The sequence below is a fragment of the Yoonia sp. SDW83-1 genome (assembly GCF_046762885.1).
GTDB lineage: Bacteria > Pseudomonadota > Alphaproteobacteria > Rhodobacterales > Rhodobacteraceae > Yoonia.
Genome location: NZ_JBKQXO010000023.1, coordinates 15,053 through 36,759, shown reverse-complemented (window position 1 = coordinate 36,759; position 21,707 = coordinate 15,053). Strand labels below are relative to the sequence as shown.

24 protein-coding genes are annotated in these 21,707 nt (G+C 59.7%); 10 read left to right on the top strand and 14 right to left on the bottom strand.

Translation table 11 applies throughout. The annotated features are described in order from the left end of the window. Positions 1-3 precede the first annotated feature (3 nt). The 3 genes from ACFWW4_RS20385 (at position 4) to ACFWW4_RS20375 (ending at position 4,564) form a co-directional block, all read left to right on the top strand. Positions 4-654, top strand: a complete 651-nt coding sequence (locus tag ACFWW4_RS20385; protein WP_411892517.1) for a ChrR family anti-sigma-E factor — start codon at positions 4-6, stop codon at positions 652-654. A 195-nt stretch (positions 655-849) separates the two neighbouring features. Next, complete coding sequence (locus tag ACFWW4_RS20380; RefSeq protein WP_411892516.1) at positions 850-3,270, top strand: GcvT family protein; 2,421 nt, start codon at positions 850-852, stop codon at positions 3,268-3,270. A gap of 109 nt (positions 3,271-3,379) precedes the next feature. Beyond that, positions 3,380-4,564 carry an LLM class flavin-dependent oxidoreductase gene (locus ACFWW4_RS20375; RefSeq protein WP_411892515.1) on the top strand — a complete coding sequence of 395 codons (1,185 nt, stop codon included), beginning with the start codon at positions 3,380-3,382 and terminating at the stop codon, positions 4,562-4,564. A 24-nt stretch (positions 4,565-4,588) separates the two neighbouring features. On the opposite strand, the gene smpB is transcribed toward ACFWW4_RS20375, so the two are convergent. Continuing rightward, a complete protein-coding gene (gene smpB, locus ACFWW4_RS20370; RefSeq protein WP_411892529.1) occupies positions 4,589-5,062 on the bottom strand; it encodes an SsrA-binding protein SmpB in 474 nt (157 codons plus the stop codon). 76 nt (positions 5,063-5,138) lie between these two features. On the opposite strand from smpB, the gene ACFWW4_RS20365 reads away from it, so the two are divergent. After that, on the top strand, positions 5,139-5,582 hold the full coding sequence (locus ACFWW4_RS20365; RefSeq protein ID WP_411892514.1) for an ion channel: 444 nt from the start codon (positions 5,139-5,141) through the stop codon (positions 5,580-5,582). Further along, positions 5,579-6,766 (top strand): winged helix-turn-helix domain-containing protein, encoded by a 1,188-nt coding sequence (locus ACFWW4_RS20360; RefSeq protein ID WP_411892513.1) that lies wholly within the window; start codon positions 5,579-5,581, stop codon positions 6,764-6,766. The genes ACFWW4_RS20365 and ACFWW4_RS20360 overlap by 4 nt, the downstream gene beginning before the upstream one ends. 51 nt (positions 6,767-6,817) lie before the next feature. Here the strand turns inward: ACFWW4_RS20360 and ACFWW4_RS20355 are convergent, their stop codons facing one another. Together ACFWW4_RS20355 and dapA are read right to left on the bottom strand one after the other, a co-directional pair. Then, a complete protein-coding gene (locus tag ACFWW4_RS20355) occupies positions 6,818-7,453 on the bottom strand; it encodes an imm11 family protein (RefSeq protein ID WP_411892512.1) in 636 nt (211 codons plus the stop codon). Between the two features lie 318 nt (positions 7,454-7,771). Further along, positions 7,772-8,644 carry a 4-hydroxy-tetrahydrodipicolinate synthase gene (gene dapA / locus ACFWW4_RS20350; RefSeq protein ID WP_411892511.1) on the bottom strand — a complete coding sequence of 291 codons (873 nt, stop codon included), beginning with the start codon at positions 8,642-8,644 and terminating at the stop codon, positions 7,772-7,774. A 149-nt stretch (positions 8,645-8,793) separates the two neighbouring features. On the opposite strand from dapA, the gene ACFWW4_RS20345 reads away from it, so the two are divergent. After that, positions 8,794-10,812, top strand: a complete 2,019-nt coding sequence (locus tag ACFWW4_RS20345; protein WP_411892510.1) for a lytic transglycosylase domain-containing protein — start codon at positions 8,794-8,796, stop codon at positions 10,810-10,812. Here ACFWW4_RS20345 and ACFWW4_RS20340 read toward each other — a convergent pair. Further along, positions 10,809-11,675: a DMT family transporter gene (locus ACFWW4_RS20340; RefSeq protein WP_411892509.1), complete on the bottom strand. Its 867-nt coding sequence runs from the start codon at positions 11,673-11,675 to the stop codon at positions 10,809-10,811. The two genes, ACFWW4_RS20345 and ACFWW4_RS20340, sit on opposite strands and share 4 nt — an antisense overlap. After that, positions 11,665-12,345 (bottom strand): tRNA (5-methylaminomethyl-2-thiouridine)(34)-methyltransferase MnmD, encoded by a 681-nt coding sequence (gene mnmD, locus ACFWW4_RS20335; protein ID WP_393930020.1) that lies wholly within the window; start codon positions 12,343-12,345, stop codon positions 11,665-11,667. The genes ACFWW4_RS20340 and mnmD overlap by 11 nt, the downstream gene beginning before the upstream one ends. Before the next feature lie 48 nt (positions 12,346-12,393). Here mnmD and ACFWW4_RS20330 point away from each other — a divergent pair, with 48 nt between their 5' ends. After that, positions 12,394-13,407, top strand: a complete 1,014-nt coding sequence (locus tag ACFWW4_RS20330) for an NAD(P)/FAD-dependent oxidoreductase (RefSeq protein WP_411892508.1) — start codon at positions 12,394-12,396, stop codon at positions 13,405-13,407. A 3-nt stretch (positions 13,408-13,410) separates the two neighbouring features. Here the strand turns inward: ACFWW4_RS20330 and ACFWW4_RS20325 are convergent, their stop codons facing one another. After that, positions 13,411-14,118 (bottom strand): hypothetical protein, encoded by a 708-nt coding sequence (locus ACFWW4_RS20325; RefSeq protein ID WP_411892507.1) that lies wholly within the window; start codon positions 14,116-14,118, stop codon positions 13,411-13,413. On the opposite strand from ACFWW4_RS20325, the gene ACFWW4_RS20320 reads away from it, so the two are divergent. Further along, a complete protein-coding gene (locus tag ACFWW4_RS20320; RefSeq protein WP_411892506.1) occupies positions 14,069-14,797 on the top strand; it encodes an endonuclease/exonuclease/phosphatase family protein in 729 nt (242 codons plus the stop codon). The genes ACFWW4_RS20325 and ACFWW4_RS20320 overlap by 50 nt on opposite strands. Before the next feature lie 54 nt (positions 14,798-14,851). Here ACFWW4_RS20320 and ACFWW4_RS20315 read toward each other — a convergent pair whose 3' ends face one another. Next, positions 14,852-15,640, bottom strand: a complete 789-nt coding sequence (locus tag ACFWW4_RS20315; protein WP_411892505.1) for a MaoC family dehydratase N-terminal domain-containing protein — start codon at positions 15,638-15,640, stop codon at positions 14,852-14,854. Positions 15,641-15,675: 35 nt separating this feature from the next. Here ACFWW4_RS20315 and ACFWW4_RS20310 point away from each other — a divergent pair, with 35 nt between their 5' ends. Next, positions 15,676-16,071 carry a VOC family protein gene (locus ACFWW4_RS20310; RefSeq protein ID WP_411892504.1) on the top strand — a complete coding sequence of 132 codons (396 nt, stop codon included), beginning with the start codon at positions 15,676-15,678 and terminating at the stop codon, positions 16,069-16,071. 10 nt (positions 16,072-16,081) lie between these two features. Here ACFWW4_RS20310 and ACFWW4_RS20305 read toward each other — a convergent pair whose 3' ends face one another. Further along, a complete protein-coding gene (locus tag ACFWW4_RS20305) occupies positions 16,082-16,612 on the bottom strand; it encodes an NADPH-dependent FMN reductase (protein ID WP_411892503.1) in 531 nt (176 codons plus the stop codon). Positions 16,613-16,720: 108 nt separating this feature from the next. Between ACFWW4_RS20305 and ACFWW4_RS20300 the strand changes: the two genes are divergently transcribed. Next, positions 16,721-18,367 (top strand): thiamine pyrophosphate-binding protein, encoded by a 1,647-nt coding sequence (locus ACFWW4_RS20300; RefSeq protein ID WP_411892528.1) that lies wholly within the window; start codon positions 16,721-16,723, stop codon positions 18,365-18,367. On the opposite strand, the gene bluB is transcribed toward ACFWW4_RS20300, so the two are convergent. From bluB to ACFWW4_RS20270, 6 genes are read right to left on the bottom strand one after another with little or no spacing between them, the layout of a single operon-like run. Further along, positions 18,364-18,987, bottom strand: coding sequence for a 5,6-dimethylbenzimidazole synthase (gene bluB, locus ACFWW4_RS20295; protein WP_411892527.1), 624 nt, complete (start codon positions 18,985-18,987; stop codon positions 18,364-18,366). The two genes, ACFWW4_RS20300 and bluB, sit on opposite strands and share 4 nt — an antisense overlap. After that, entirely contained in the window at positions 18,987-19,349 is a 363-nt protein-coding gene (locus tag ACFWW4_RS20290; protein ID WP_411892502.1) for a Lin0512 family protein, read from the bottom strand. The genes bluB and ACFWW4_RS20290 overlap by 1 nt, the downstream gene beginning before the upstream one ends. After that, the gene (locus ACFWW4_RS20285; protein WP_411892501.1) at positions 19,346-19,690 is read right to left on the bottom strand and encodes a Lin0512 family protein; all 345 of its coding nucleotides are present in this window, start codon (positions 19,688-19,690) and stop codon (positions 19,346-19,348) included. Before ACFWW4_RS20285 ends, ACFWW4_RS20290 begins: the two co-directional genes overlap by 4 nt. A gap of 17 nt (positions 19,691-19,707) precedes the next feature. Continuing rightward, positions 19,708-20,376 carry a YrbL family protein gene (locus ACFWW4_RS20280; protein WP_411892500.1) on the bottom strand — a complete coding sequence of 223 codons (669 nt, stop codon included), beginning with the start codon at positions 20,374-20,376 and terminating at the stop codon, positions 19,708-19,710. 24 nt (positions 20,377-20,400) lie between these two features. Further along, complete coding sequence (cobO, locus tag ACFWW4_RS20275) at positions 20,401-21,009, bottom strand: cob(I)yrinic acid a,c-diamide adenosyltransferase (RefSeq protein ID WP_411892499.1); 609 nt, start codon at positions 21,007-21,009, stop codon at positions 20,401-20,403. A 46-nt stretch (positions 21,010-21,055) separates the two neighbouring features. Then, complete coding sequence (locus tag ACFWW4_RS20270) at positions 21,056-21,574, bottom strand: nucleotidyltransferase family protein (RefSeq protein ID WP_411892498.1); 519 nt, start codon at positions 21,572-21,574, stop codon at positions 21,056-21,058. Positions 21,575-21,707: the final 133 nt, after the last annotated feature.

Below are 21,707 nucleotides of genomic sequence, written 5' to 3'. Positions count from 1 at the left end.
GGTATGAAACAGATTAAGCATCACCTGACCGAACCCCTGTTGATGGGCTACGCAGCAGGCACCCTGCCGGAAGCATTCAACCTTGTGGTCGCGACACATATTTCCATGTGCGATGACTGTCGCGCGGCACTGGCCGAATACGAGGCCGTCGGTGGCGAGGTCATGGTGGATGTCGACCCGATTGATGTGGCCGAAGATGCGCTTGCCGCGACGATGGCCATGATCGAAAGCGGAACGCTGACTGAAAAGCCGGCACCGGCACGGGTCAAAAACAGCATCTTCCCCGGTCCATTGCAGGATTACGTCCAAGGTGATTTGGACAGTCTGAAATGGCGCAAGGTTGGTGGTGGCGTCAGCCAGATGATCCTGCCCACATCAAAAGACGCCAGCGTGCGCTTGCTGCGGATCCCAGCGGGAACGGCCGTGCCCGATCACGGTCACCGGGGCACGGAGTTGACGCTGGTGCTGCAGGGTGCTTTCGTCGATGACGAAGACAGGTTCGCTGCCGGTGACGTCGAGGTCGCTAACGAAGATCTCCAGCACACACCGGTTGCCGAGGAAGGGATGGATTGCATCTGCCTTGCGGCAACCGACGCACCCCTGAAATTCAGCGGCCTGCTGCCGCGTATCGCGCAAAAATTCGTGCGCATCTAATAAATTCCCAAGGCCACTCATCAGGCCCCGGTTCGTCCGGGGCCTTTTTTTGTGCGGCATCATCTGATCTGGCGGCCAAACCCGACCTGTCGTGCTGTTTTGTCGTCGCGATTTGCAAAGACCTGTCTTCCCGGTCAGGGTGCATTGGTTTAGCGGCTGTCGGTTGGCTAGTGCCGCACAAGGGAGATGGTAAAGATGAAATCGCAAGCGCGGGTGGTTGTTATTGGTGGGGGGATTGCCGGGTGTTCGACGCTTTACCATCTGACGCAGGAAGGTTGGACCGACGTCGTGCTGGTCGAGCGCGATGAATTGACAAGCGGCACCACATGGCATTCGGCAGCGCAAGTAACGAATTTCGGGATGAACCAGACGATGGTTGGCCTGAAGTCTCACTCAATTGCTCTTTACAAGGCGCTGTCAGAGGACCCGGACTATCCGATCAGTTATCACCATGCCGATGGTGGTATCCGGCTGGCCAACACCGCCGCCCAAATGGATGGCTATCGTCACTTTGCATCCATGGCAAAGGGCATGGGTGTTGCATTCGAAGTCATTGATGCCGCCGAATGCGCGCGCCGCCACCCTTTGATTTCGACCGACAATCTGCTGGGCGGTCTGTGGGATCCATTGGACGGTGACATTGATCCGGCGCAATTGTGCCAGGCGCTGGCGCGTCGCGCGCGCCTGGCCGGTGCTGAAATCTATCGCCACACGGCAGTGACCGATCTGACCCAGAAGCGCGACAATAGCTGGGTTGTCGAAACGGCAAAGGGGTCAATTGAATGCGATATCGTGGTCAATGCCGCCGGTTATCGGGTCAACGAGATTGGCGCGATGATGGGCGTCCATCACCCCGTGGCGTCGATGGAGCATCAGTATTTCCTGACCGAAGATATCCCGGCGATCAAGGAAGCGGGTCACAGGATGCCTCTGCTACGCTGTCCAATCTCGGACTATTATTGCCGTCAGGAAAAGAATGGTCTGCTGGTGGGATTTTACGAGCAGGACTGCAAAACATGGGGCATGGATGGTATCGACCCGCATTTTACAAACGCGCTCTGTCCCGATGACCTCGACCGGGTGACTGATGTGCTGGAAGGGGCCTTTGCCCGTATGCCCGCGCTGACAGAAACCGGCATTCATACGGTCGTGAATGGTCCGATCACCTATACGATCGACGGTGCGCCGCTGGTTGGCCCGATCCCGGGCAAGCGCAATGCATTCTGCATCATCGGGCTGCGCGCAGGTCTAGGTGAAGGTGGCGGTCATGGATGGCTGCTGGCACAGCAGATTGTGCATGGTGAGGCGTGTTATGACACCTGGTGCATCGACCCGCGCCGTTTTACTGGACACGCCAATGTAGAGCTCACGGCGCTGAAGGCGGTAGAGGATTATCAGAACGAATTTCGCTTCCACTTCCCCCACGAACACCGGCCCGCCGGACGCGCTGCAAAGACAACGCCACTGACCCCCATTCTGGCGGCTGAGGGCGCAGCATTTTCAGTGGTCAACGGGTGGGAGCGTGTCGACTACATCAAACCCGCCCCTGATTTCCACGAAACCTATGGGTTCCGATTTAACGAAGTATTTGATGTAGTGGCCCGCGATGTCGCGGCGATCCAAGGCTCTGCCGGGATTTGCGAGGTGAGCGGCTTCAACCGTTTCGCGCTGATAGGCAGCGGCGTGCATGATTTTCTGGATCGTATGATCTGTGGCCACGTTCCACGGTCGGTCGGCCGCCTTGGCCTGGGTTATCTTTTGAACCATGACGGGATGCTGAAGGCCGAAGCGACGATTGCAAATCTGCCGGATGGCGAAGTCTGGTACGGATCGGCCGCCGCGTCAGAGTTTCACGATATGGATTGGTTGCAGATGCATCTGGGCCCCGACGACGATGTGCAGGTCCAGTCGTTGACCAACGATTACACAGCGCTTGTTCTGGCTGGTCCCCGATCACGCGATATCCTGAGCGCTGTCAGTCGCGAGGACTGGTCGGCGGACGTGTTCCCTTGGCTGCGTGTGCGTCGCTGTTTTGTCGGTATTGCCCCGGCAGTGGTGATGTCGGTAAGTTTTTCCGGTGAACTGGCCTACGAGATTCACGTACCGAATAATCAGCTTTATGCAGCATGGCTGGCCTTGCGCGCCGCAGGTGCGGATCACGGCTTGCATGTTTTTGGTGCGCGGGCGGTTGAATCAATGCGGCTGGAGAAAGGGTATCTGCATTGGAAGGCTGACATTCTGACCGAGTTTGATCCGTTTGAAACCGGTCTTGATCGTTTCTTGCGGTTGGACAAGGGCCCGTTTATCGGGCGTGATGCGCTGCGCCAGCGCCAGCAGAATGGACCGCACCGCAGGCTGGTCACACTGCGGATTGATGCTGATGTTGCCCCGGCACATCCCGGGTCCTCGGTCGTCCAGGATGGCAGGGTCGTGGGCACTGTCACATCCGGTGACTGGGGGCACAGGGTCGGAATGAACCTTGCCTATGCCTTTGTCGAGCCAGAGTTTTCCGGTATCGGGACTGCGTTGAACGTCGATATTATCGGCGTGCCGACGCCTTCAATCGTGATTGCGTCCGGTCCCTATGATCCCCAGAATTCACGTGTCAGGGCTTGATCGCGCCCGTCATTGCTAAGCGTAGATTTTATTTGGAACGGTTGCGGTTGGTGGGCTAGCCTTCCCTCACGTCACTCGCATCTTGCGAGGACGCTAGGGAGGACAATCAATGACAGACCGTATGCGTTTTGGTATTTTTCTGGCTCCGTTTCACAAGCCCGGGATCAACCCCACACTCGCACTCGAACAGGACCTCGAACTGGTTCAATGGCTCGACCGTTGTGATTATGACGAGGTGTGGTTTGGCGAACATCACTCTGCCGGGTCCGAGATTTCGGCCAGTCCCGAGATCATGATCGCAACCGCAGCGCCACGTACACGCCGCATCAAACTCGGCACCGGTGTGGTGTCCGTCAGCTACCATAACCCGCTTTGGGTGGCCGAAAAAATCGTGCAGCTTGATCATCTGACGCGGGGCCGCGCGATGCTTGGCCTCGGGCCGGGGTCACTGCCCACGGACGCCGCCATGATCGGGCTCAGCCAGAAAGACACGCGCGGTCTGCTCGCCGATGGACTCGATATCATCACGCGGCTCTTGCGCTCGGACGAGCCTGTGAATTTCGAAAACGACCGCTGGGTGCTGAAGGATGCGCGCCTGCATCTGCGCCCCTACTCAAATTTCGATCTGGCCACCGCCGCCGTCGCCTCACCCACCGGGCCAAAACTGGCGGGCAAATACGGCACCGGCCTGATCTCCATCGGGGCAACCACCGCCGCCGGCTTTGACGCGCTGGCCCTGCATTGGGACGTGATCGAGGAGGAGGCGAAACACTACAATCAAAAGGTCGACCGGTCCAAATGGCGGCTCGTCGGGCTCTGCCATATCGCCGAAACCGCCGAACAGGCGCGGCGCGACGTGGAATACGGGATCGAACACTGGTTCAACTATTTCCAGGAAATCGCCGCCTTCCCGCAAATGTCCATGCCCGGCCAGAACGCCAAGGAAATGATCGACTTCATCAACGACAGCGGCTTCGGCGCCATCGGCACGCCCGAGATGTGCAAAGCTCAGATCGACCGGCTCTGGAAACAGTCCAACGGCGGCTTCGGGGCCTACTTGATGCTGGCCCATAACTGGGCGAATTTTGACGCGACCAGGAAATCCTATGACCTGATCGCCCGCGAGGTGTTCCCGCATTTCCAGGGCCAGCACATGTCCACGATGAACGCCGCCGTCCGCGCACAAAAGATGCGCCCGGAACTGGCCGAGATTCACGCCAAGGCGGTCGAAACGGCGCAGGAAAAATACGCAGCGGAAAAGGAAGGGCGGAAGGCGTCAGAACCCGCCGAATAGCAACAGGGCAGAACCTGCGCCGCGCTAATCCCCGTGGCGCAGCAGCCGCTGTTTCTGACGACCCCAGTCACGCTTGGCTTCGGTCGCCCGTTTATCGTGGTTTTTCTTACCCTTAGCCGTCGCGATTTTCAGCTTCACCAGACCGCGATCGTTGAAATACATCACCAGCGGCACCAGCGTCATGCCTTCGCGCTTGGTCGCATTCCACAGCCGCGACAGTTCCTTGCGGCTGACGAGCAGCTTGCGCTTGCGCCGCTCCTCGTGGCTGAACATGGCCCGGTCATAAGGGGCGATATAGGCGTTGGTCAGCCACAATTCCCCGTCATCAACCGACGCATAGCTATCGGCAATATTCGACTGCCCGGAGCGCAGCGATTTGACCTCGGACCCGGTCAGGATGATACCCACCTCGATATCGTCCTCGATGGCAAAGTCGTACCGGGCACGCCGGTTCTCGGCGATGACTTTGTAGTTTTTGTTTTCGGGTTTCTTGGCCATAGTTGGGCTGAAATAGGCGATGGGCGACGGGCGCACAAGGTCCGGTCGCCTGTGGAGCAGGAAAAGGGAAGATCGGGTGTTCATTCAAATTGCCCTTGGCACCGCATTGATGCTGCTTTCAATCATGATCGCAGGGGTCAGCTTCTGGCTGATGGAAATCTGGCTGATGCGCTACCGTCCCTGGCTGACACGCGAACCACACCGGCCCAAGCTGATCATTGTTCTGTGCGTCGCGGCTGTCTGGATCACGCTGCAGATGACCGCCGGGGTCTGGCTCTGGGCGCTGACGATGCTGGCGCTGGGCGTGTTCGACACGATGGAACTGTCGGTCTATTTCGCCCTTGTCGCCTTTACCACGCTGGGGTTTGGTGACGTTCTGCTGCCTGTCGAATGGCGGCTTTTGGGTGGGATGGCGGCAGCCAACGGCCTCCTGAACATCGGTCTGGTCACGGCTTTGCTGGTCGAAGCTTTGCGGCAGGTCCGCCTGCAACAGCTTGAGATGCTGAAAGGCGAGACGTGAACGTTCCCATCCTCGACAACCGCACCGCCCGGCACCTGTTTCTGGCACGGCACGGGCTGGCGACCCGTCCGTCCGGCCCCGGCAAGGGCGCAGACCTGAAAGGTGTGATCAACGATCTGGGCTTCGTACAGGTCGACAGCGTCAACACCTTCGCCCGCGCCCATGATCTGATCCTGTGGTCGCGGCGGCAGCAATACCGGCCCAAGGCGTTGCAACACTTGTTGCACCGCGACCGACAGGTGTTTGAACACTGGACCCATGATGCCTCCATCATCCCCATCGAAAGTTTCGGCCATTGGCGCCTGCGCTTTCAACGCGATGCAGTGCGGATGGAGGAACGCTGGAAGGAATGGCGGCGCGGCGATTTCACGGCCAAGATCGACGCTGTTCTGCGCCGGATCTCCGATCACGGGCACTGCACCTCCGGTCAGGTGGGCGAGGGGGAGGAGCGCGGATCAGGCGGCTGGTGGGACTGGCACCCGTCCAAGACAGCGCTCGAATATCTGTGGCGGTCCGGTCAGATCTCGGTCGTGCGCCGCGACGGGTTCACCAAGGTCTATGATCTGACCGAACGGGTGATCCCGGCGGAGCAACTCAACCAGCGGCATCACCCGGAAGAGACAATCGACTGGTGCTGCACCGGCGCGCTGGACCGGCTCGGTTTCGCCACCAGCGGCGAACTGGCCGCCTTCTGGGATCACATCACCCCGGCAGAGGCCAAGACGTGGTGCACCACAGCGCTGGCCGATGGCCGGATCATCGAGGTCGACGTAGAAGGCGCGGACGGCAAACTGCGTCGATCCTTCGCCTGGCCGGACGTGATGGATCTGACCATCGGCACGCCGACACCACGCCTGCGCATCCTGTCCCCCTTCGACCCCGCCCTGCGGGACCGGAAACGGGCCGAACGGCTGTTCGGCTTCCACTACCGGATCGAAATCTTCGTCCCCGAAGCCAAGCGCAAATACGGCTACTACGTCTTTCCGGTCATGGAAGGTGACCGGCTGATCGGACGGATCGACATGAAACGCGAGGACGGAGTTCTGGCCGTCCGCGCCTTCTGGCCAGAACAGGGCGTGCGGATGGGAACCGGACGGGTGCAGGCGCTGGAAACAGAACTAGAGCGCGCCGCGGTGTTTGGGGGGGTTGATCGAGTTAAGTACGCAAAGGATTGGATCAGGTAGGGTGGGTAATTTCCCTTTCCATGCCTAAGCAATCGTCAACTATCTGATCAATTAAAGGAATTTCTCGGAAATACGGCTTTCATGCCATTGCATACCGGTAACACCGCCGGCAACCATCGCTTCCTGCAACGCATCGGAAACGACAACGGCACGGTGGAGCATCGGATCAGCCCATATGTGGCGGCCTGCGATCACAGATTGACGCCACATCAATCGTGGCGGCGTGCCAGTTGTCTCGTATTCAAAAATCTTGCCTGTTTTGGGGTTGATAGACTCCTTGACGTCCGATTCTTCGACAACGATGCCGTTTTTGAGGAACCCAAGCGGCTTGAAAACGAAGTACTCACCATCCTTGGCTTCACCGCTCTTTTTTTCGTAGATTTCGCAGGGAATAGAGAGATGCTGGACCGGGTCAAATTTTTCCACGAGGTCCCGAAACCGTCGGCTGACAACTATTGTGCCAGACGTCGCGCCGTAGAAGTAATCAGGGAGTTTCTTGGGACCCGTATGTTGCGTGATTTTGATGGGGTCAGCGGCAACAGGTGGCTCTTTACCTCGCGTGGCATGCATCCCATGCGCCCAGTCATATTCGCGATAGACCTTGTGATAATCAACACCATCGCCCTGATAATAACAAAATTGCATATTGTCCGGCCGCATACCGAATTGGTCCAGCTTCCAAGGCATTATGTATCTCCCTCATTCGTATGGCCCGCACCCATCTTCTCTGACGCCTCGGCATCCACAAGCCCCGTTATGATGGAAAGCACCCGCCGTCCCCAAAAACCTTAACAGTCGTTAACAAACCCAACCGCGCGCCCCGTTAATCCCGTAAAAGGCCGAAAAAGTGCCCGACGCTTTGCCGACGCAAATCCGACGCGATGCCGACCGCACATTTCCCAGCAAAATATGGTGTTAACCCATGATTCGAGGCAAATGACGAAAATCACCGTACGGTGGGGGCCACGCAACGCGCGGTGGGTGCCGACGCGGCCCCTTCCCGGATCAGTTCAACAACCCCGCATGAACCATCGCCGAACGGATCTTTTCCTTGGTCCCGTCCATCAGCCCGGTCAGCGGTGACCGCACCTCTTCACTGCACAGCCCCAGCAGCGACATGCCGTATTTCGCGCCCACAAGTCCCGGTTCAGTGAACACCGCCTCATGTAGCGGCATCAGCCGGTCAAGCTGGGTCAGCGCGGTGGCATAGTCGCCCGCCAGCGTGGTTTCCTGAAACTCCGCCAGCAGTTTCGGCGCGATATTGGCAGTGACTGAAATACAGCCCAACCCGCCATGGGCGTTATACCCCAGGGCCGTTGCATCCTCGCCAGAAAGCTGAATGAAATCAGGGCCACAGGTCATCCGCTGCTTGGGCACGCGGGACAGATCGGCGGTCGCATCCTTGACCCCGATGATCATCTCGTGCTTGGCCAATTCGCCCATCGTTTCTGGCGTCATGTCGATGACCGACCGGGGCGGGATGTTGTAGATGATGATCGGCAGCCCGCAATCGGCGGCGGCCATGAAATGGGCAATCAACCCGCGCTGGGTCGGCTTGTTGTAATAGGGGGTCACCACAAGGGCCGCATCAGCGCCAGCGCTTTTCGCCGCCTGCACCAGCCGCACGGTCTCAGCCGTGTTGTTGGACCCGGCCCCGGCGATGACAGGGATGCGCCCTGCCGCCTCTTTCACAACGATTTCAACGACTTGATCATGCTCTTCATGGGTCAGCGTCGGGCTTTCGCCAGTTGTTCCCACCGGCACCAGCCCGTGCGAGCCTTGCTCCACATGCCAGTTCACCAGTTTTTTCAGCGTGTCCACGTCGACTTTGCCGTTGCTAAACGGCGTGACGAGGGCGGGGAGTGATCCCTTGAACATGACACGCTTCCTTTTCGTTTGATGGCTTGAATCGCCGTGGTAAAATCGCGCGGACCCTAGCCACCTTTCTGCCGATTGCCAAGTTTGTGAGTTGTTATTGGAAGGGCTTGGGTTACCTTACGATCAAAACAGGCAGTGCGGTGACATTCATGCGAATTCTGACCTTTGCTTTTGTGGCCGCCATTGTTGCAGGTCCGGCCGCATCGCAGGATGTCGACCCGGCCGATATCGCTGCCATCCGGGCCGCTGACCAAAGCTGGGGTCAGGCCTATGAACTGGCGGCCGAGGCTGATCCGGTCACCACGGATGTGCTGACTTGGATGCGTCTGCGCCGTGGTGATGCCATGCTTGACGAATATCTGACTTTCTTTGCAAAGCGTCCTGATTGGCCAAGCCAAAACCGCTTGCGCGCCGCGGGTGAGTTGCAGATTGAAGACGATGCTGATCCCGCCGATGTGTTGGCATTCTTTGGGGATATGACGCCGCAGACGGGCGAAGGTGCTGTGGCTTTCGCCAAGGCATTGATCGCAAATGAAAAAAAGGAAGAGGCAGAAGCAGCGTTGCGCGCCGTCTGGCTCGAGAGCCGCCTGACGGATGACGGCCACAAGGCGATGATTGATGCCTTTGGCGCGGAACTGGCCCCGTTCCATGTGGCCCGCACCGATGCGCTTTTGTGGCGCGGACGTACCACCGATGCCGCGCGCATGTTGCGATTGTTGGAGCCGGATCAACAGGCCCTTGCCCGCGCCCGCATCGGTTTCATCAATCGCTCGGCCAGTATCCCGAGGTTGCTGGCGGCTGTCCCGGCGGAGTTCCGGGAAGATGCAGGTCTGGCCTATGCTCGTTACAACTGGCTGGCCGGGCAGGGACGGCGCAGCGATGCCGTCAAGATCCTGATGGACCGGTCCACAAGCCGCGCATCATTGGGTGAACCGTTTCGCTGGTCCGGCTGGCGCCGGTCGCTGGCGCGCTGGGAAATGCGCGAAGGACGGGCGCAGCAGGCCTATGATCTGGCATCCCGCCACTATCTGACGGACGGGGCCGCCTTTGCCGATCTGGAATGGTTGTCTGGCTATATTGCCCTGACTTATCTGGGTGATCCGGTGCAGGCCCTTGATCATTTTGAGACGGCGGCCGCCTCAGTCGAAACGCCTATTTCCAAGGGCCGGATGCACTACTGGATCGGCCGGGTTCACGAGGTAATGGATGCCCCTGATCTGGCGGCTGCAGCTTATGCCGTCGCCGCCGAACACCAGACTGGTTTCTACGGCTTGCTGGCCGCAGAAAAGCTGGGCCGCTCGCTTGATCCGATCTGGGCGCAAACCCCGATTGTCCCGCAATCGGATGTGTTTGCGCAGGACCTGACCAAAGCGGCGTTTTTATTGTTGGAATCCGGTCAGCGCGGACATGCGGTGACATTCTTTGCCGAACTTGGCGCGACGCTGGAGCCGGGTGCGTTGGCGCAGGTTGGTGCTGCGCTCGATGAGATGGATGAGCAGTATTACACCCTGCTCTTAGGCAAGCGGGCTGTAAGGCGTGGCGTGATCGTGCCCCAGAACTATTTCCCGATGCATGATCTGGCGCAGATGGATTTGCCGGTTGCCCCGGCCTTGTCCCTGTCGATTGCCCGCCGCGAAAGTGAATTCAATATCGCCATCGGCAGCCCGGTCGGCGCGCTGGGTCTGATGCAGTTAATGCCAGCCACGGCTGAAGAGGTGGCGGGATTTCTTGACCTGCCTTATTCCCGCGCCCGGCTGACCACGGATTGGGAATACAATGCCACGCTGGGCGCCAAATACCTGTCGGTTCTGGAGGAAGAGTTTGGCGACTCTCCGGTCATGATCGCGGCGGGCTATAATGCAGGCCCGAGCCGCCCGCGGTCCTGGATGCGGGAACGTGGCGACCCGCGCTTAGGCGAAATGGATGTGATCGACTGGATCGAGCATATCCCGTTTCGCGAGACCCGGAATTACGTGATGCGCGTGACCGAAAGCATCCCGATTTATCAGGCAAGGGTCAGCGGAGAGACCGGCCCCATTGAACTCACCAAGATGCTGGTGGGGGTCAAACCACTGTTGCGTCCACGTGCGCGCCCCCTGCCGCAGGTGGTAGGCGACGCCCCCAGCGTACGTCCGATTGCCCGGCCTGAGCGGGTATCAGGCGGCTAGACCGTTTTCTGACGGGCCCGCCAGAGCGTGAACAGCCCCGCACCGACAACGATTGCACCTCCCAAGGCGACGTTCCAGCGCAGTGCTTCACCAAAAATCATGAGCCCGATGGCACTGGCAAAGACCAGTTGCAAATAGGCAAAAGGCTGTACCGCGCTGGCCTCTGCGACCTCGTAGGTTTTGATCAACAGCCAATGCCCTGTCGCCCCGGTGATGCAAAGCGCGCCCATCCAGTACCAATCTGTCAGGATCATCGGTTCCCAAAACCAGAGGCCCACGGCGGTCATCACCACCGCCCCCACGGTCCCGGTCCAGAAGAACGATGTCGCTGTACTGTCCTTGCGGGCGGCATAGCGTGTCAGCAGCCCGTAAAGGGCAAACATCAGCGCCGCCGCAAGCGGGATCACCGCAGCCGGTGCAAAGACCGCAAAGCCGGGCTGCAGGATGACCAGAACGCCGACAAAGCCGATCGCGATAGCGACCCAGCGCCGCCAGCCGACTGTTTCGCCAAGGACCGGACCCGACAGTGCCGCGATCAACAGCGGATAACAGGCAAAGATCGCATGGCTTTCCACCAGCCCCAAATAGACAAAACCAGTGACCATGACGCAGATTTCCGTGGCAAGAAGCGCACCGCGCGAGATCTGGAGGATAGGTTGTTTCGTGGCTGCCGCCGCCCTCACCGAACCCGATTGTCGTGTGGCGATGGTGATAACAAAGGCGGCAAAGAACCAGTAGCGGATCATGACGATCATCAGCACGTTGTAATTGCTCGCCAAATGCTGCGAGATACCGTCCTGCACCGCAAAAACGAATGTCGTCGCGATCATCAAAAGGATGCCAAGGCGCGTGTTACTCTGCATCGGGCATCAATGCGCGCGTCATATGCCGTTTGCGTCCGTAACCGGGGGAGCGGCTGACGGTGAAACCCGCTGCCTCCAGGCTGCGCCTGATGTGCCCGGCGGCGCTATAGGTGGCTGCAGTCCCGCCCGGTTTGGTGTGCTGGCCGACGGCTTTCAGCAGGTCAGGTTCCCAGAGTTCCGGGTTCTTGGCGGGCGAGAAGCCGTCGAGGAACCAGGCATCCGCCTTCTGTGTCCACGCAGGCAGCGTCTGTCGCGCATCGCCGGTGATCACATGCAGGACCGGCCCTTCTGAGAGGTGTACAGGTCCAGCGTTCGGTGTCCATTCCGCCAACAAAGTTTTGGCGTAGGGCGCCAAGTCAGCAAAATGATACAGCGCATCTGCCATATCCTGCAGCGCCATCGGAAACGCCTCGAACGAGGTGAAGTGCAGCGCGCCGGGCCGCCCGGCCTCCACCCATGCCGCCCATGTGACCAGCAGGTTTAGCCCGGTACCAAACCCCAGCTCTGCAATCTGAAAATCACCACCAAACCGCGCAGGTAGGTCATTGCCCGCCAGAAACACATGCCGCGTCTCGGCCAACCCATTGTCGAGCGAATAATAAGGGTCGTCGAACGCGGTTGCGATCGGCACACCATCCCGCCAGTCGAGTTTTGCTGTCTGGTCTGCCATCCGCCCATGCCCTAGAGATACCGCTATCTTTGGGCGTTAGGATGCGGAATGGCAACGGCAGATGTGACAGTCATGGGCGCAGGCATTTTTGGCCTGTCTGTGGCCTATGCCTGTGCTTGTCGCGGCGCGCCTGTGCGGGTCATTGACCCCAGCGGCGTGGCGGCGGGCGCCAGTGGTGGTCTGGTTGGTGCGCTGGCCCCGCATGTGCCGGAAAACTGGAACGCCAAGAAGGCGTTTCAGTTCGAAAGCCTGATCATGGCCGAAGGATTCTGGGCTGGTGTTGAAGCCTTGACCGGGGCTGATGTGGGTTATGCAAGAACCGGCCGATTGCAGCCATTGGCGGATAAAAGTGCAGTTGATTTGGCGCGTGCGCGGGCTGTGTCGGCGGCAGAGCTGTGGCAGGGCAAGGCAGTGTGGAAGGTTATTCCGGCAGGGGAAGGCACATGGGTGCCGCCGTCACCAACCGGGCTGGTGATCCGCGATACGCTGTCGGCGCTGATCCACCCGCGCAACGCAACACGCGCGCTTGCTGATGCGGTTGCGGCCTTGGGCGGTGAGGTCACGCTCGCCGGACCCGCGCAGGGACAGGTGGTCTGGGCCACGGGCTGGGACGGCTGCAAGGAAATCGGAGGTAACGGGGTCAAGGGGCAAGCGGCCCTGTTGGATTACGATGCCGCAGGCCAGCCTCAGTTATTCGCCGATGCGCTGCATATCATTCCGCATGGCAACGGTACGGTCGCAGTCGGATCAACGTCAGAGCGCGTGTTTGACGACCCCAGCAGCACGGATAAGGCGCTGGATGACGTGCTTGAACGGGCCTTCGCGGCCTTTCCCATACTCGCCGATGCGCCGGTCATTGAGCGCTGGGCAGGGGTGCGCCCGCGCAGCCGCAGCCGCGCCCCGGTGCTGGGCCTTCACCCAATGCGACCGGGGGCATTTGTCGCCAATGGTGGGTTCAAGATCGGGTTCGGCATGGCTCCGAAAGTCGGCGAGGTGATGGCCGACCTTCTGCTGGATGGGCGGGATACGATACCTGATGATTTCCGCGCCGCACCGGGCTGATATCTACTTGCCCAGCCGGTTTCGCGATTTCTGGTAAAGGCGTTTGTTGCGTGCGACGAAATCCTCGATCAGGCCGCTGATCCAGTGATTGCCCCTGCGGCGCAGATAAATGAACCCGGCAAAGGCACCCAGGCTTGCGCCGATCGCATTGATGATCAGATCAAGCATCGTGTCGTCCAGCCCGGTTTTCTGCATGTTCAGACCGAACCAACTGTCCATGGCAAACTCGAACACTTCCCACATGGTGCCGACCATGACGCCAACGCAGAACCCGATAAAGGCCATGGCGAACGGGGGTGCTGCGTAGCGGTCGCCTTCGAACAGCATGAAAACGAATAGAAAGCCGATCAGACCAAACCCGATAGAGGACGCGCCATGCAAGGCGATATCCCACCACCAGACACGTTCATAAAAATCAAACAACTCGCCCATGAACACGCTGGCAAAAATAAAGATCGTGGTGGCGACGACGAATGGGACCGGTAGCGAGATGTCCAGCCGGGATGCCAGAAAGGCTGGTGCAACGGCCAAGGCCAATGTCGCGATTGCGACAAAGCTGAGTTCCCACAGCCCAAAGACAAGCGCCGTCAATGATGTGAGCAGCAAGATGCCCCACAAAATCGCGATAACCCGGCTTTGTCCGAACAGTTGCCCACCCGGCATGATACAGACCCTTTCCTTTTTCTTCTGCCGCCCCCATCTGTTCGGCATGTCTCACTCAGATAAAAGCCTTCGGGTCGCCAGTTACAATATCCGCAAGGCCAAAGGTTTGGATCGCCGCCGTGATCCGATGCGGATTCTGAACGTTCTGAACGGGTTGGAGGCGGATGTGATCGCCTTGCAAGAGGCGGACAGGCGGATGGGCGCGCGCCCGTCGGTCCTGTGCCGCAGCATGATCGATGCTGAGACCGATTTTGAAGTGGTCCCAGTCGCCAGGAACGATGTCAGTCTGGGCTGGCACGGCAATGCGGTTCTGGTGCGCAAGGGGATGCCTTATGGCAAGGTCACACATATTGACCTGCCGGGGTTAGAGCCGCGAGGGGCGGTGCGCGTCGATCTGCCCAGGTTCAGTCTTGTTGCGACGCATTTGGGTCTGATGCGGCGGCACAGGGCAGGTCAGTTGCGCGCCATCGCCAGAGCGGTGGAGGGGTGTTCACATGCCGTGGTGGCCGGTGATTTCAACGAATGGTCGCCGCATAAGGGGCTTGAGGTGTTGGATGCGTTTGACATTCATGCCCCCGGCCACAGTTTTCACGCCGCCCGACCGATTGCGGCGCTGGACCGGATCGCGGTGTCGCCGGGGCTGGTGGTGCGCAAAGCCGGAGTTGTGCAGGAGGGGCCGGCCCGACATGCATCCGACCATCTGCCGATCTGGGCTGACATCGCCTGAGCGCACGGAAATTCCAGAATTTTCGTGGTGCCACAGAATTTCGAGAAATTCTGTCTACCCGGCCTCTGCGATCATGCATTGCCGCCCGTCCGGTCCCCTGACCCATGCCTGCCCGGCCTTCCAGCACAGCGTAGCGGTTTCGTGATGCATGAGCGGGGCTGTCGCGCGATAGCTGAAATGGCTCAGACTGCCCAACTGCCGCGCGGCCAAGCCCATTAGCAGGTAGGCCAGCAAGGGGCCATGAACGACCAGTCCATCATAACCTTCGACATTGCGGGCATAGGTTTCATCGTAATGAATGCGGTGCCCGTTGAAGGTCAGCGCAGAGTAACGAAAGAGCAGCGTGCTGTTGAAATCGAATGTCTCGGCATGGGTTTCGTCGGTTTGTGCCTGTGGCGGTGCGGTTGCTGTTCCATCCTCGCGATAGACCAGTTCCTGCCGCTCTGTCAGGGCCAGGGTGCCGCGTTGTTTGATGTCATGTTTCAGGGTCACAAAACCCAAAGGGCCGGATCGTCCCTGTTTGCGGGTCACGGCCTCAATCGTGCTGGTGCGTTCGGCCTTGATCCCGGCCAGAAGCGGGCGATGAAAGGTCAGACTACCCGCCGCCCACATCCGCCGCGGCAAGCCAAGGTCTGGGATGAAACCGCCCGTAGCCGGATGGCCATCGCGTCCCAAATGGGCTGGCGGTTGCGGATCCCAGAAATAGATCTGGTGAAAGAAGGGCGGCATTGGATTGCCCGTTCGCAGGTCAGGCGCATGCCCGAACGTGGCCTGCAGCGCATGGGCGCGGGCTATGTCAAAAGGATCGCTTCGGGTATGGGATCGGCTGTGATTGTCGTGCATGATCAAAGCGTAAGCGGAATGAAAGGCACGCGCAAATGCCCCAGTTATCAGGTTTGGACCATATTGTGCTGACCGTTGCCGATCTGGAGCGGACGGTAGCGTTTTATCGCGATGTGTTGGGGATGGTGCCCGAACAGTTCCACCCGGCGGACGGTACGATACGCTGGGCGCTGAAGTTCGGCGCACAGAAAATCAACCTGCATCCGGCGGATGGCCCTTTCGATCCAAAGGCGGCGGTGCCGCAACCTGGGTCTGCCGACCTTTGCTTTTTGTCCGATGCGCCGCTGGATGAATGGCAGGTCCATTTCGACAAGGCGGGCGTTGCCATCGAAGAAGGCCCTGTCGCCCGGACGGGCGCGACAGGGCCGATTATGTCGCTTTATATTCGTGATCCTGATGGCAATCTGATCGAGGTGGCGCAGCGCGCTTAGGGTCCTGACCCTAGGTCATGGTGCGCAACTCATCCATCAACTCGGTCAGCAGCTTGATGTAAAGCTCGCCGGTCAGCTTGCCGTTTTCGTCAAATTCCTTGCTGGAATTGGCCACCAGAACCTCTGGCCCCTGCAGGATCCGCGGACGAAAGGTCATCATGGCGAGCCGCAGGGAGAATTGTGACCTCTCACCACCTGCGCGGCCTGCAGCGGCAGACATGATGGCAAGCGGCTTGTCTTTCCACGGCCCGCCCTTGGTCCGGCTGACCCAGTCGAGTGCGTTCTTGAGAGAGCCGGAAATTGCCTTGTTGTATTCAGGAGTGGAGATGATGACGGCATCGGCGGCCGCAATCTGATCGGCCAGCGTTTGCACAGCGGCGGGAATGCCTGACGCGTCTTCAAGATCGCCGTTATAAAGTGGGAAATTGATATCACCTTCGATGAAGGTGTCGGCGTTGAATATCTCTGCCGCGTTGCGCATGAGCATGGTGTTGGTCGAGGCCTTGCGGAGCGAGCCGGAGATGCCAAGCAGGGTCGTCATGATCGGTCCTTTCACTATTTGCATCAGACCTAACGCGATTGTCCGATTGCGCAACCCGAACACTTGGCACATGATCTGTGCGAATGCGCGACGGGGGAGGTGGCAGTGATCCGGCACGGTGGGAGTATTCTGAGCGATCAACTGGTCAAACTGGGCGTGTGCCGTGTGTTTTCGGTGCCGGGGGAAAGCTTTCTGGCGGCGTTGGACGGGCTTTATGACAGTGGCATCCAGAACGTTGTTTGCCGTCAGGAGGGCGGGGCCGCCATGATGGCCGAGGCCTATGGCAAGATGACAGGCCAGCCCGGTGTCTGCTTTGTCACGCGCGGGCCGGGGGCGACGAATGCCAGTGCGGGTGTCCATATCGCCATGCAGGACAGCACGCCGATGGTGTTGTTCGTAGGCCAGATCGACAATCGCCATACCGATCGCGAGACGTTTCAGGAGGTGGATTATCGCGCCATGTTCGGTGGTCTGGCCAAATGGGTCGCACAGGTGGATCATACCAACCGTCTGCCGGAATATATCGGCCGCGCGTTTCGAGTGGCGATGTCTGGGCGACCGGGGCCGGTTGTTCTGGCGCTGCCTGAAAACATGCTGAGCGCCAGTGCCGATGTGCCCGATCTGCGCCTGCCGGAGGTGTTGCACCCGATGTCCGCCGATGTGACCCAGGCGATCATGCACGCGCTTGCCCAATCGCTGAAACCGCTGGTGGTGGTGGGTGGCCCGCACTGGAGCCGTGAGGCGCAGGCGCATCTGCAGGCCTTTGCCGAGACGCAGGGCGTGCCTGTGGCTGCCGGGTTCCGCCGTCAGGATTACATGGACAATCACCATGCGCATTATGTGGGTGACCTGAATGTGGGGGTGAACCCGAAGCTGGCGGCCCGCGTGCGCGCGGCCGATACGCTGATCCTGCTGGGCACCCGGTTTGGTGATATCGAAACCCAAGGCTACACGCTGATTGATCCGGCTGAACCTGCCAAGACGATTGTACATGTGCATGCCGATCCCGATGAGCTGGGCCGGGTTTATGCGCCTGATATTGCCGTTGCCGCCACGGCGCCCACCGTGCTGAAACGGCTGGCCGATGCGGCCCCTGCAGGCAACTGGGCCGACTGGACATCGGACGCCCGTGCCGATTACGAGGCCTGGGTGACACCGCAGGAAAGCCCCGGTGATCTGAAACAGGAAGAGGTGATCCGGTGGTTGTCCGACAACCTGCCCGCTGATGCGATCCTGGCCAATGGCGCGGGGAATTATGCGGCGTGGCTGCACCGCTATTTCGTCTACAAGCAGTATGGCACTTGTCTGGCCCCCACATCCGGGTCCATGGGCTACGGGTTTCCGGCGGCGATTTCGGCGTCACTGGAGCATCCTGACCGGACGGTTGTGTGTCTGGCGGGTGACGGGTGTTTCCAGATGACATGCAATGAGTTGTCGACGGCAGTCCAGCATGGGGCCCGACCGATTGTGGTTGTGATGAACAATGGGCGTTATGGCACGATCCGCATGCATCAGGAAAAGACCTATCCGGGGCGTGTGTCGGGGACTGCGTTGGCCAACCCGGACTTTGCAGCGCTCGCGCGCGCCTATGGCGGGCATGGTGAGGTCGTGACCAAGACCGCCGATTTCCCGGCGGCGTTTGCAAGGGCGCAGGATGCGGGGACATTGGCCATCATCGAATGCAAGGTCGATGAAGAGGCGTTGGCGACCGGTGCCACGCTGAGTGCGGTGCGTGATGCGGCGATGAAGCGCTAGATTTCCTGCCACTGCGTTGCTGTGTTTTCCTGCCAGTCCTGGCGGTGTAGCAGCGGGGTGTCATCGTCGAACGCGGCCTTGCCAAGGCACAGGTAGCCGGTCAGTTGCCAGCTGTCCGGCACGTTCAGGATCCGGGCGATGCCGTCCGGATCAAGGATCGAAACCCAGCCCAGCCCCAGGTTTTCGGCCCGTGCCGCCAGCCATAGCGTGTGGATGGCGGACACGGTGGAGTAGTTCAGCATTTCAGGCATGGATTGACGGCCGAGCCCGTGGCCTTCTCCCGGTGTCTGCTCTGTAAATACCGCCAGATGCACGGGCGCGTCGCGGAGCCCGGCCAGTTTGAGCTGATCATAGGCTGCCCGTTTTTCATCATCGTAGATCGCGCCTGCTGCTGCATTTGCGGCCTCAAAATTGGCGATGACGGCATCGCGGAGCGCCGGTGTCGTCACCTGCAGGACCCGCCACGGCCGGGCGTTGCCGACGGACGGGGCCATATCCATCGCCTTGCGCAGCACCGCGAGGGTTTCGGGCGCAATCGGGTCGGGCAGAAAGTGCCGCACGTCGCGCCGCCATTGCAGAACGTCATGCAGCGCCTTGCGGTGGGCATCGGTCAGTTCCATCAGGTGGCGGTCCATTTGCCCTTTTGCGAGGGCAGAAAAGCCTCGACAGCGGCTGTCGCGATGACGGCGGTGTCGCCGGTTTCGGGGTTGGGCACGTTCAGGCCGCCCTTGACCGCGCGGACCGTGGCCCGCCCGCGCGGCAGACCGGCGGTCAGCGCATTCGCGTCGATCTGATCGGGGTCCTGCACGCCCACGGTGACCTGCACGCGCATGTCCGTGTGGGGCAAGCCGATGCTTTCGAAGATCGGCAGGGTGGAATGGCGTATCGCATCCTCGATCGCGCGCTGGGCGGCTTTTTGATAGTCCATTCCGTGCAGGTCATTGCCCATGCCCATTTCGATGATCACACGTTGTTCGGTCATGTCGGCACCATGTCAAAAGAGACATTGATCGCCACATTGGCGATCACGGTCGGTTTGCCATCCGGGCGCGAGATATCAAGCCCGCCGTGATGCACGGTAATGGTCGGCTGTCCGTAAGGGAAGATGTCCAGAAGGCTGTTGGTATCGACCTTGTCCGGCTCCTGCACCCCGATCTGCACGTCGATCAGCATCGCGTCTTTCGGGAACCCGAAGAGTTCGGCCATGTTGATCGAGTTGTGCCAGAGCGCATCCTGCAGCCCCCGCCGCGCGGCCTGCGTGTAATCCTGGCGGCGCAGGCTGGTTCCCATGCCGAATTCGGTCAGAACGCGGTGTTTTGCCATGTCATATCCTTTCGTCCCTAGCGCAAGAACCGGCGCGCAGCGCCGTCCCATTGCAGCCCTGTGTTGCGGGCAAGTCGTCGGCAGCTGTCATCCAGCCCCATGCGATTTGCCCATTGTCCCATCGACCGCACCGGGATTGCATGGATATCGCCGAACCCGTCCACCAGCACACATTCCCTTGGCCCCATCCCGCTGCCACTGTCGCGATGGCCGACGACAAAATTGTTCGAGTTCATGTCGCTGGCGCGGATATGATACCTGTAAATGCGCCCGATTGTATCGTTGAGCAGGTCGATAGCGTCCTGCGTCAGATTGCCCGCCTTGGCCATCGCCCCGATGGTGGGCCCCAGTGTGCCATCCGCGTTCATCACCCGTTCGGTGATGCATCCCAGCCCCATATTGGTGGTCGCAAAGCCGTACATGTGTGAAATCGGGCTGTGATAATCGGCTTCGGGGTGGCGCAGCATCGTGCGCAGGTATTCCTGATATTCCTTGCGGATCTGGCGTAGACGGGTGCTGGGAAACAGACGGTCCATGATCCCGTTGAAATTGGTCCGGGCGGGCATCTCTTCTGCCGGACGCAGTACCTTGACCAGTTTTGTCTTGTCATGCGGGTGCAAGTAGACGGCCCGCTGCACGCCGCTGGCAACAAGGTCGGTTTCGCTGAGGATCAAAGCACGTGTCATGCCGGTGCCCCTGCCCCGCGCTGATCAGTATTCCACCCCGATCTGCGCCTTGATCCCAGACCGGAACGGATGTTTGACCAGTTCCATTTCAGTGACCAGATCGGCCAGTTCAATCAGGTCTTCATGCGCGTTCCGCCCGGTCAGCACCACATGGGTCATTTCGGGTTTGTGGTTTTTCAGGAAGTCCACCACTTCGGCGGCACTGACATAGTCATAGCGGATCGCGATATTGATCTCGTCCAGCAGGATCATGTGGTTGGTTTCATCAAGGATCAGTTCCTTGGCCTTGGCCCATGCGGCCTGCGCCATTTCGGTGTCGCGGGATTTGTCCTGTGTTTCCCATGTGAACCCTTCGCCCATGGTGTGGAAGGCGCAGATATCGCAGAATTTTGACAGGATCAGGTCGCGCTCACCGGTCGACATGCCCCCTTTGATGAACTGCACGACGGCACATTTCATGTCATGGGCGATACAGCGGAAGATCATGCCAAAAGCGGCAGAGGATTTGCCCTTGCCCTTGCCGGTATGGACGATGATCAGGCCCTTTTTATCGGTCTTGGTCGCCATGATCTTGTCGCGGGCGGCCTTTTTCTTGGCCATTTTCATTGCGTGGCGTTCGGTATCGTCTGTCATGGGATGGCTCCTTTGCGGCTGAGCGTAGCGGGAGGTGGGGATGGGTTCAATCTGGCCATGGCACAAAGCTCAGTTCCGGCCAAAGTTTCATCTGACGTTTGGCTTTGGCCAGATGTGTAGCCCGGTTATCGCGTTTGGTATGGGGCGTTAGGCGGAAGCTGAAAATGTCGTCCAGGCCGAACGGTGCGTAGATGTCGAACCGGTTGTCCGGGCCAAGGCGCATCCCGACCGCGTGGGTTTTGCAGGCAAAGTTGTCGATGCCGTCGGTGGTTTTCTTCAGCGGGTCATAGTCCTGTCCAAAATGATCCTTGTACCACACATGGACCCGCGCCTGGTTGCGGACCTCGACGGGCACCGGGGTGTCAAAATGGCTTTCAGCACGCCTGATCACATCGTCCTCTGCGCCGTAGCTGGTATCCGGATCGAAGTAGAACAGGTCGATATCTTTGACGCCATGTAGGTCTGGTCTGCCGGTCAGGTGGTTCCAGACCTGATTGTAGATCGCGCCCGAGACGATCCACCAGTCGGGCAGGTTGAGTGTGCGCGCTTGGGAGAAAACCTGCATCAGCGGTGCGCATTCCTCAACAATGCTGACCAAAACATCGCATTGTTTTTGTTTTGACAAATTTGCGTAGCGAAGGTGGTTCATGCGCCCTCTGATCTGATGATTTTGGGGGAAATTTGGTGAACCTTTCCCG

What these genes read in the sequence shown, in the direction of transcription:
- ACFWW4_RS20385 (WP_411892517.1), top strand. Translation starts at nt 4, where the DNA reads ATGAAACAGATTAAGCATCACCTGACCGAACCCCTGTTGATGGGCTAC.
- ACFWW4_RS20380 (WP_411892516.1), top strand. Translation starts at nt 850, where the DNA reads ATGAAATCGCAAGCGCGGGTGGTTGTTATTGGTGGGGGGATTGCCGGG.
- ACFWW4_RS20375 (WP_411892515.1), top strand. Translation starts at nt 3,380, where the DNA reads ATGACAGACCGTATGCGTTTTGGTATTTTTCTGGCTCCGTTTCACAAG.
- smpB (WP_411892529.1), bottom strand. Translation starts at nt 5,062, where the DNA reads ATGGCCAAGAAACCCGAAAACAAAAACTACAAAGTCATCGCCGAGAAC.
- ACFWW4_RS20355 (WP_411892512.1), bottom strand. Translation starts at nt 7,453, where the DNA reads ATGCCTTGGAAGCTGGACCAATTCGGTATGCGGCCGGACAATATGCAA.
- dapA (WP_411892511.1), bottom strand. Translation starts at nt 8,644, where the DNA reads ATGTTCAAGGGATCACTCCCCGCCCTCGTCACGCCGTTTAGCAACGGC.
- ACFWW4_RS20345 (WP_411892510.1), top strand. Translation starts at nt 8,794, where the DNA reads ATGCGAATTCTGACCTTTGCTTTTGTGGCCGCCATTGTTGCAGGTCCG.
- ACFWW4_RS20340 (WP_411892509.1), bottom strand. Translation starts at nt 11,675, where the DNA reads ATGCAGAGTAACACGCGCCTTGGCATCCTTTTGATGATCGCGACGACA.
- mnmD (WP_393930020.1), bottom strand. Translation starts at nt 12,345, where the DNA reads ATGGCAGACCAGACAGCAAAACTCGACTGGCGGGATGGTGTGCCGATC.
- ACFWW4_RS20330 (WP_411892508.1), top strand. Translation starts at nt 12,394, where the DNA reads ATGGCAACGGCAGATGTGACAGTCATGGGCGCAGGCATTTTTGGCCTG.
- ACFWW4_RS20320 (WP_411892506.1), top strand. Translation starts at nt 14,069, where the DNA reads ATGATACAGACCCTTTCCTTTTTCTTCTGCCGCCCCCATCTGTTCGGC.
- ACFWW4_RS20325 (WP_411892507.1), bottom strand. Translation starts at nt 14,118, where the DNA reads ATGCCGAACAGATGGGGGCGGCAGAAGAAAAAGGAAAGGGTCTGTATC.
- ACFWW4_RS20315 (WP_411892505.1), bottom strand. Translation starts at nt 15,640, where the DNA reads ATGCACGACAATCACAGCCGATCCCATACCCGAAGCGATCCTTTTGAC.
- ACFWW4_RS20310 (WP_411892504.1), top strand. Translation starts at nt 15,676, where the DNA reads ATGCCCCAGTTATCAGGTTTGGACCATATTGTGCTGACCGTTGCCGAT.
- ACFWW4_RS20305 (WP_411892503.1), bottom strand. Translation starts at nt 16,612, where the DNA reads ATGACGACCCTGCTTGGCATCTCCGGCTCGCTCCGCAAGGCCTCGACC.
- bluB (WP_411892527.1), bottom strand. Translation starts at nt 18,987, where the DNA reads ATGGAACTGACCGATGCCCACCGCAAGGCGCTGCATGACGTTCTGCAA.
- ACFWW4_RS20290 (WP_411892502.1), bottom strand. Translation starts at nt 19,349, where the DNA reads ATGACCGAACAACGTGTGATCATCGAAATGGGCATGGGCAATGACCTG.
- ACFWW4_RS20285 (WP_411892501.1), bottom strand. Translation starts at nt 19,690, where the DNA reads ATGGCAAAACACCGCGTTCTGACCGAATTCGGCATGGGAACCAGCCTG.
- ACFWW4_RS20280 (WP_411892500.1), bottom strand. Translation starts at nt 20,376, where the DNA reads ATGACACGTGCTTTGATCCTCAGCGAAACCGACCTTGTTGCCAGCGGC.
- cobO (WP_411892499.1), bottom strand. Translation starts at nt 21,009, where the DNA reads ATGACAGACGATACCGAACGCCACGCAATGAAAATGGCCAAGAAAAAG.
- ACFWW4_RS20270 (WP_411892498.1), bottom strand. Translation starts at nt 21,574, where the DNA reads ATGCAGGTTTTCTCCCAAGCGCGCACACTCAACCTGCCCGACTGGTGG.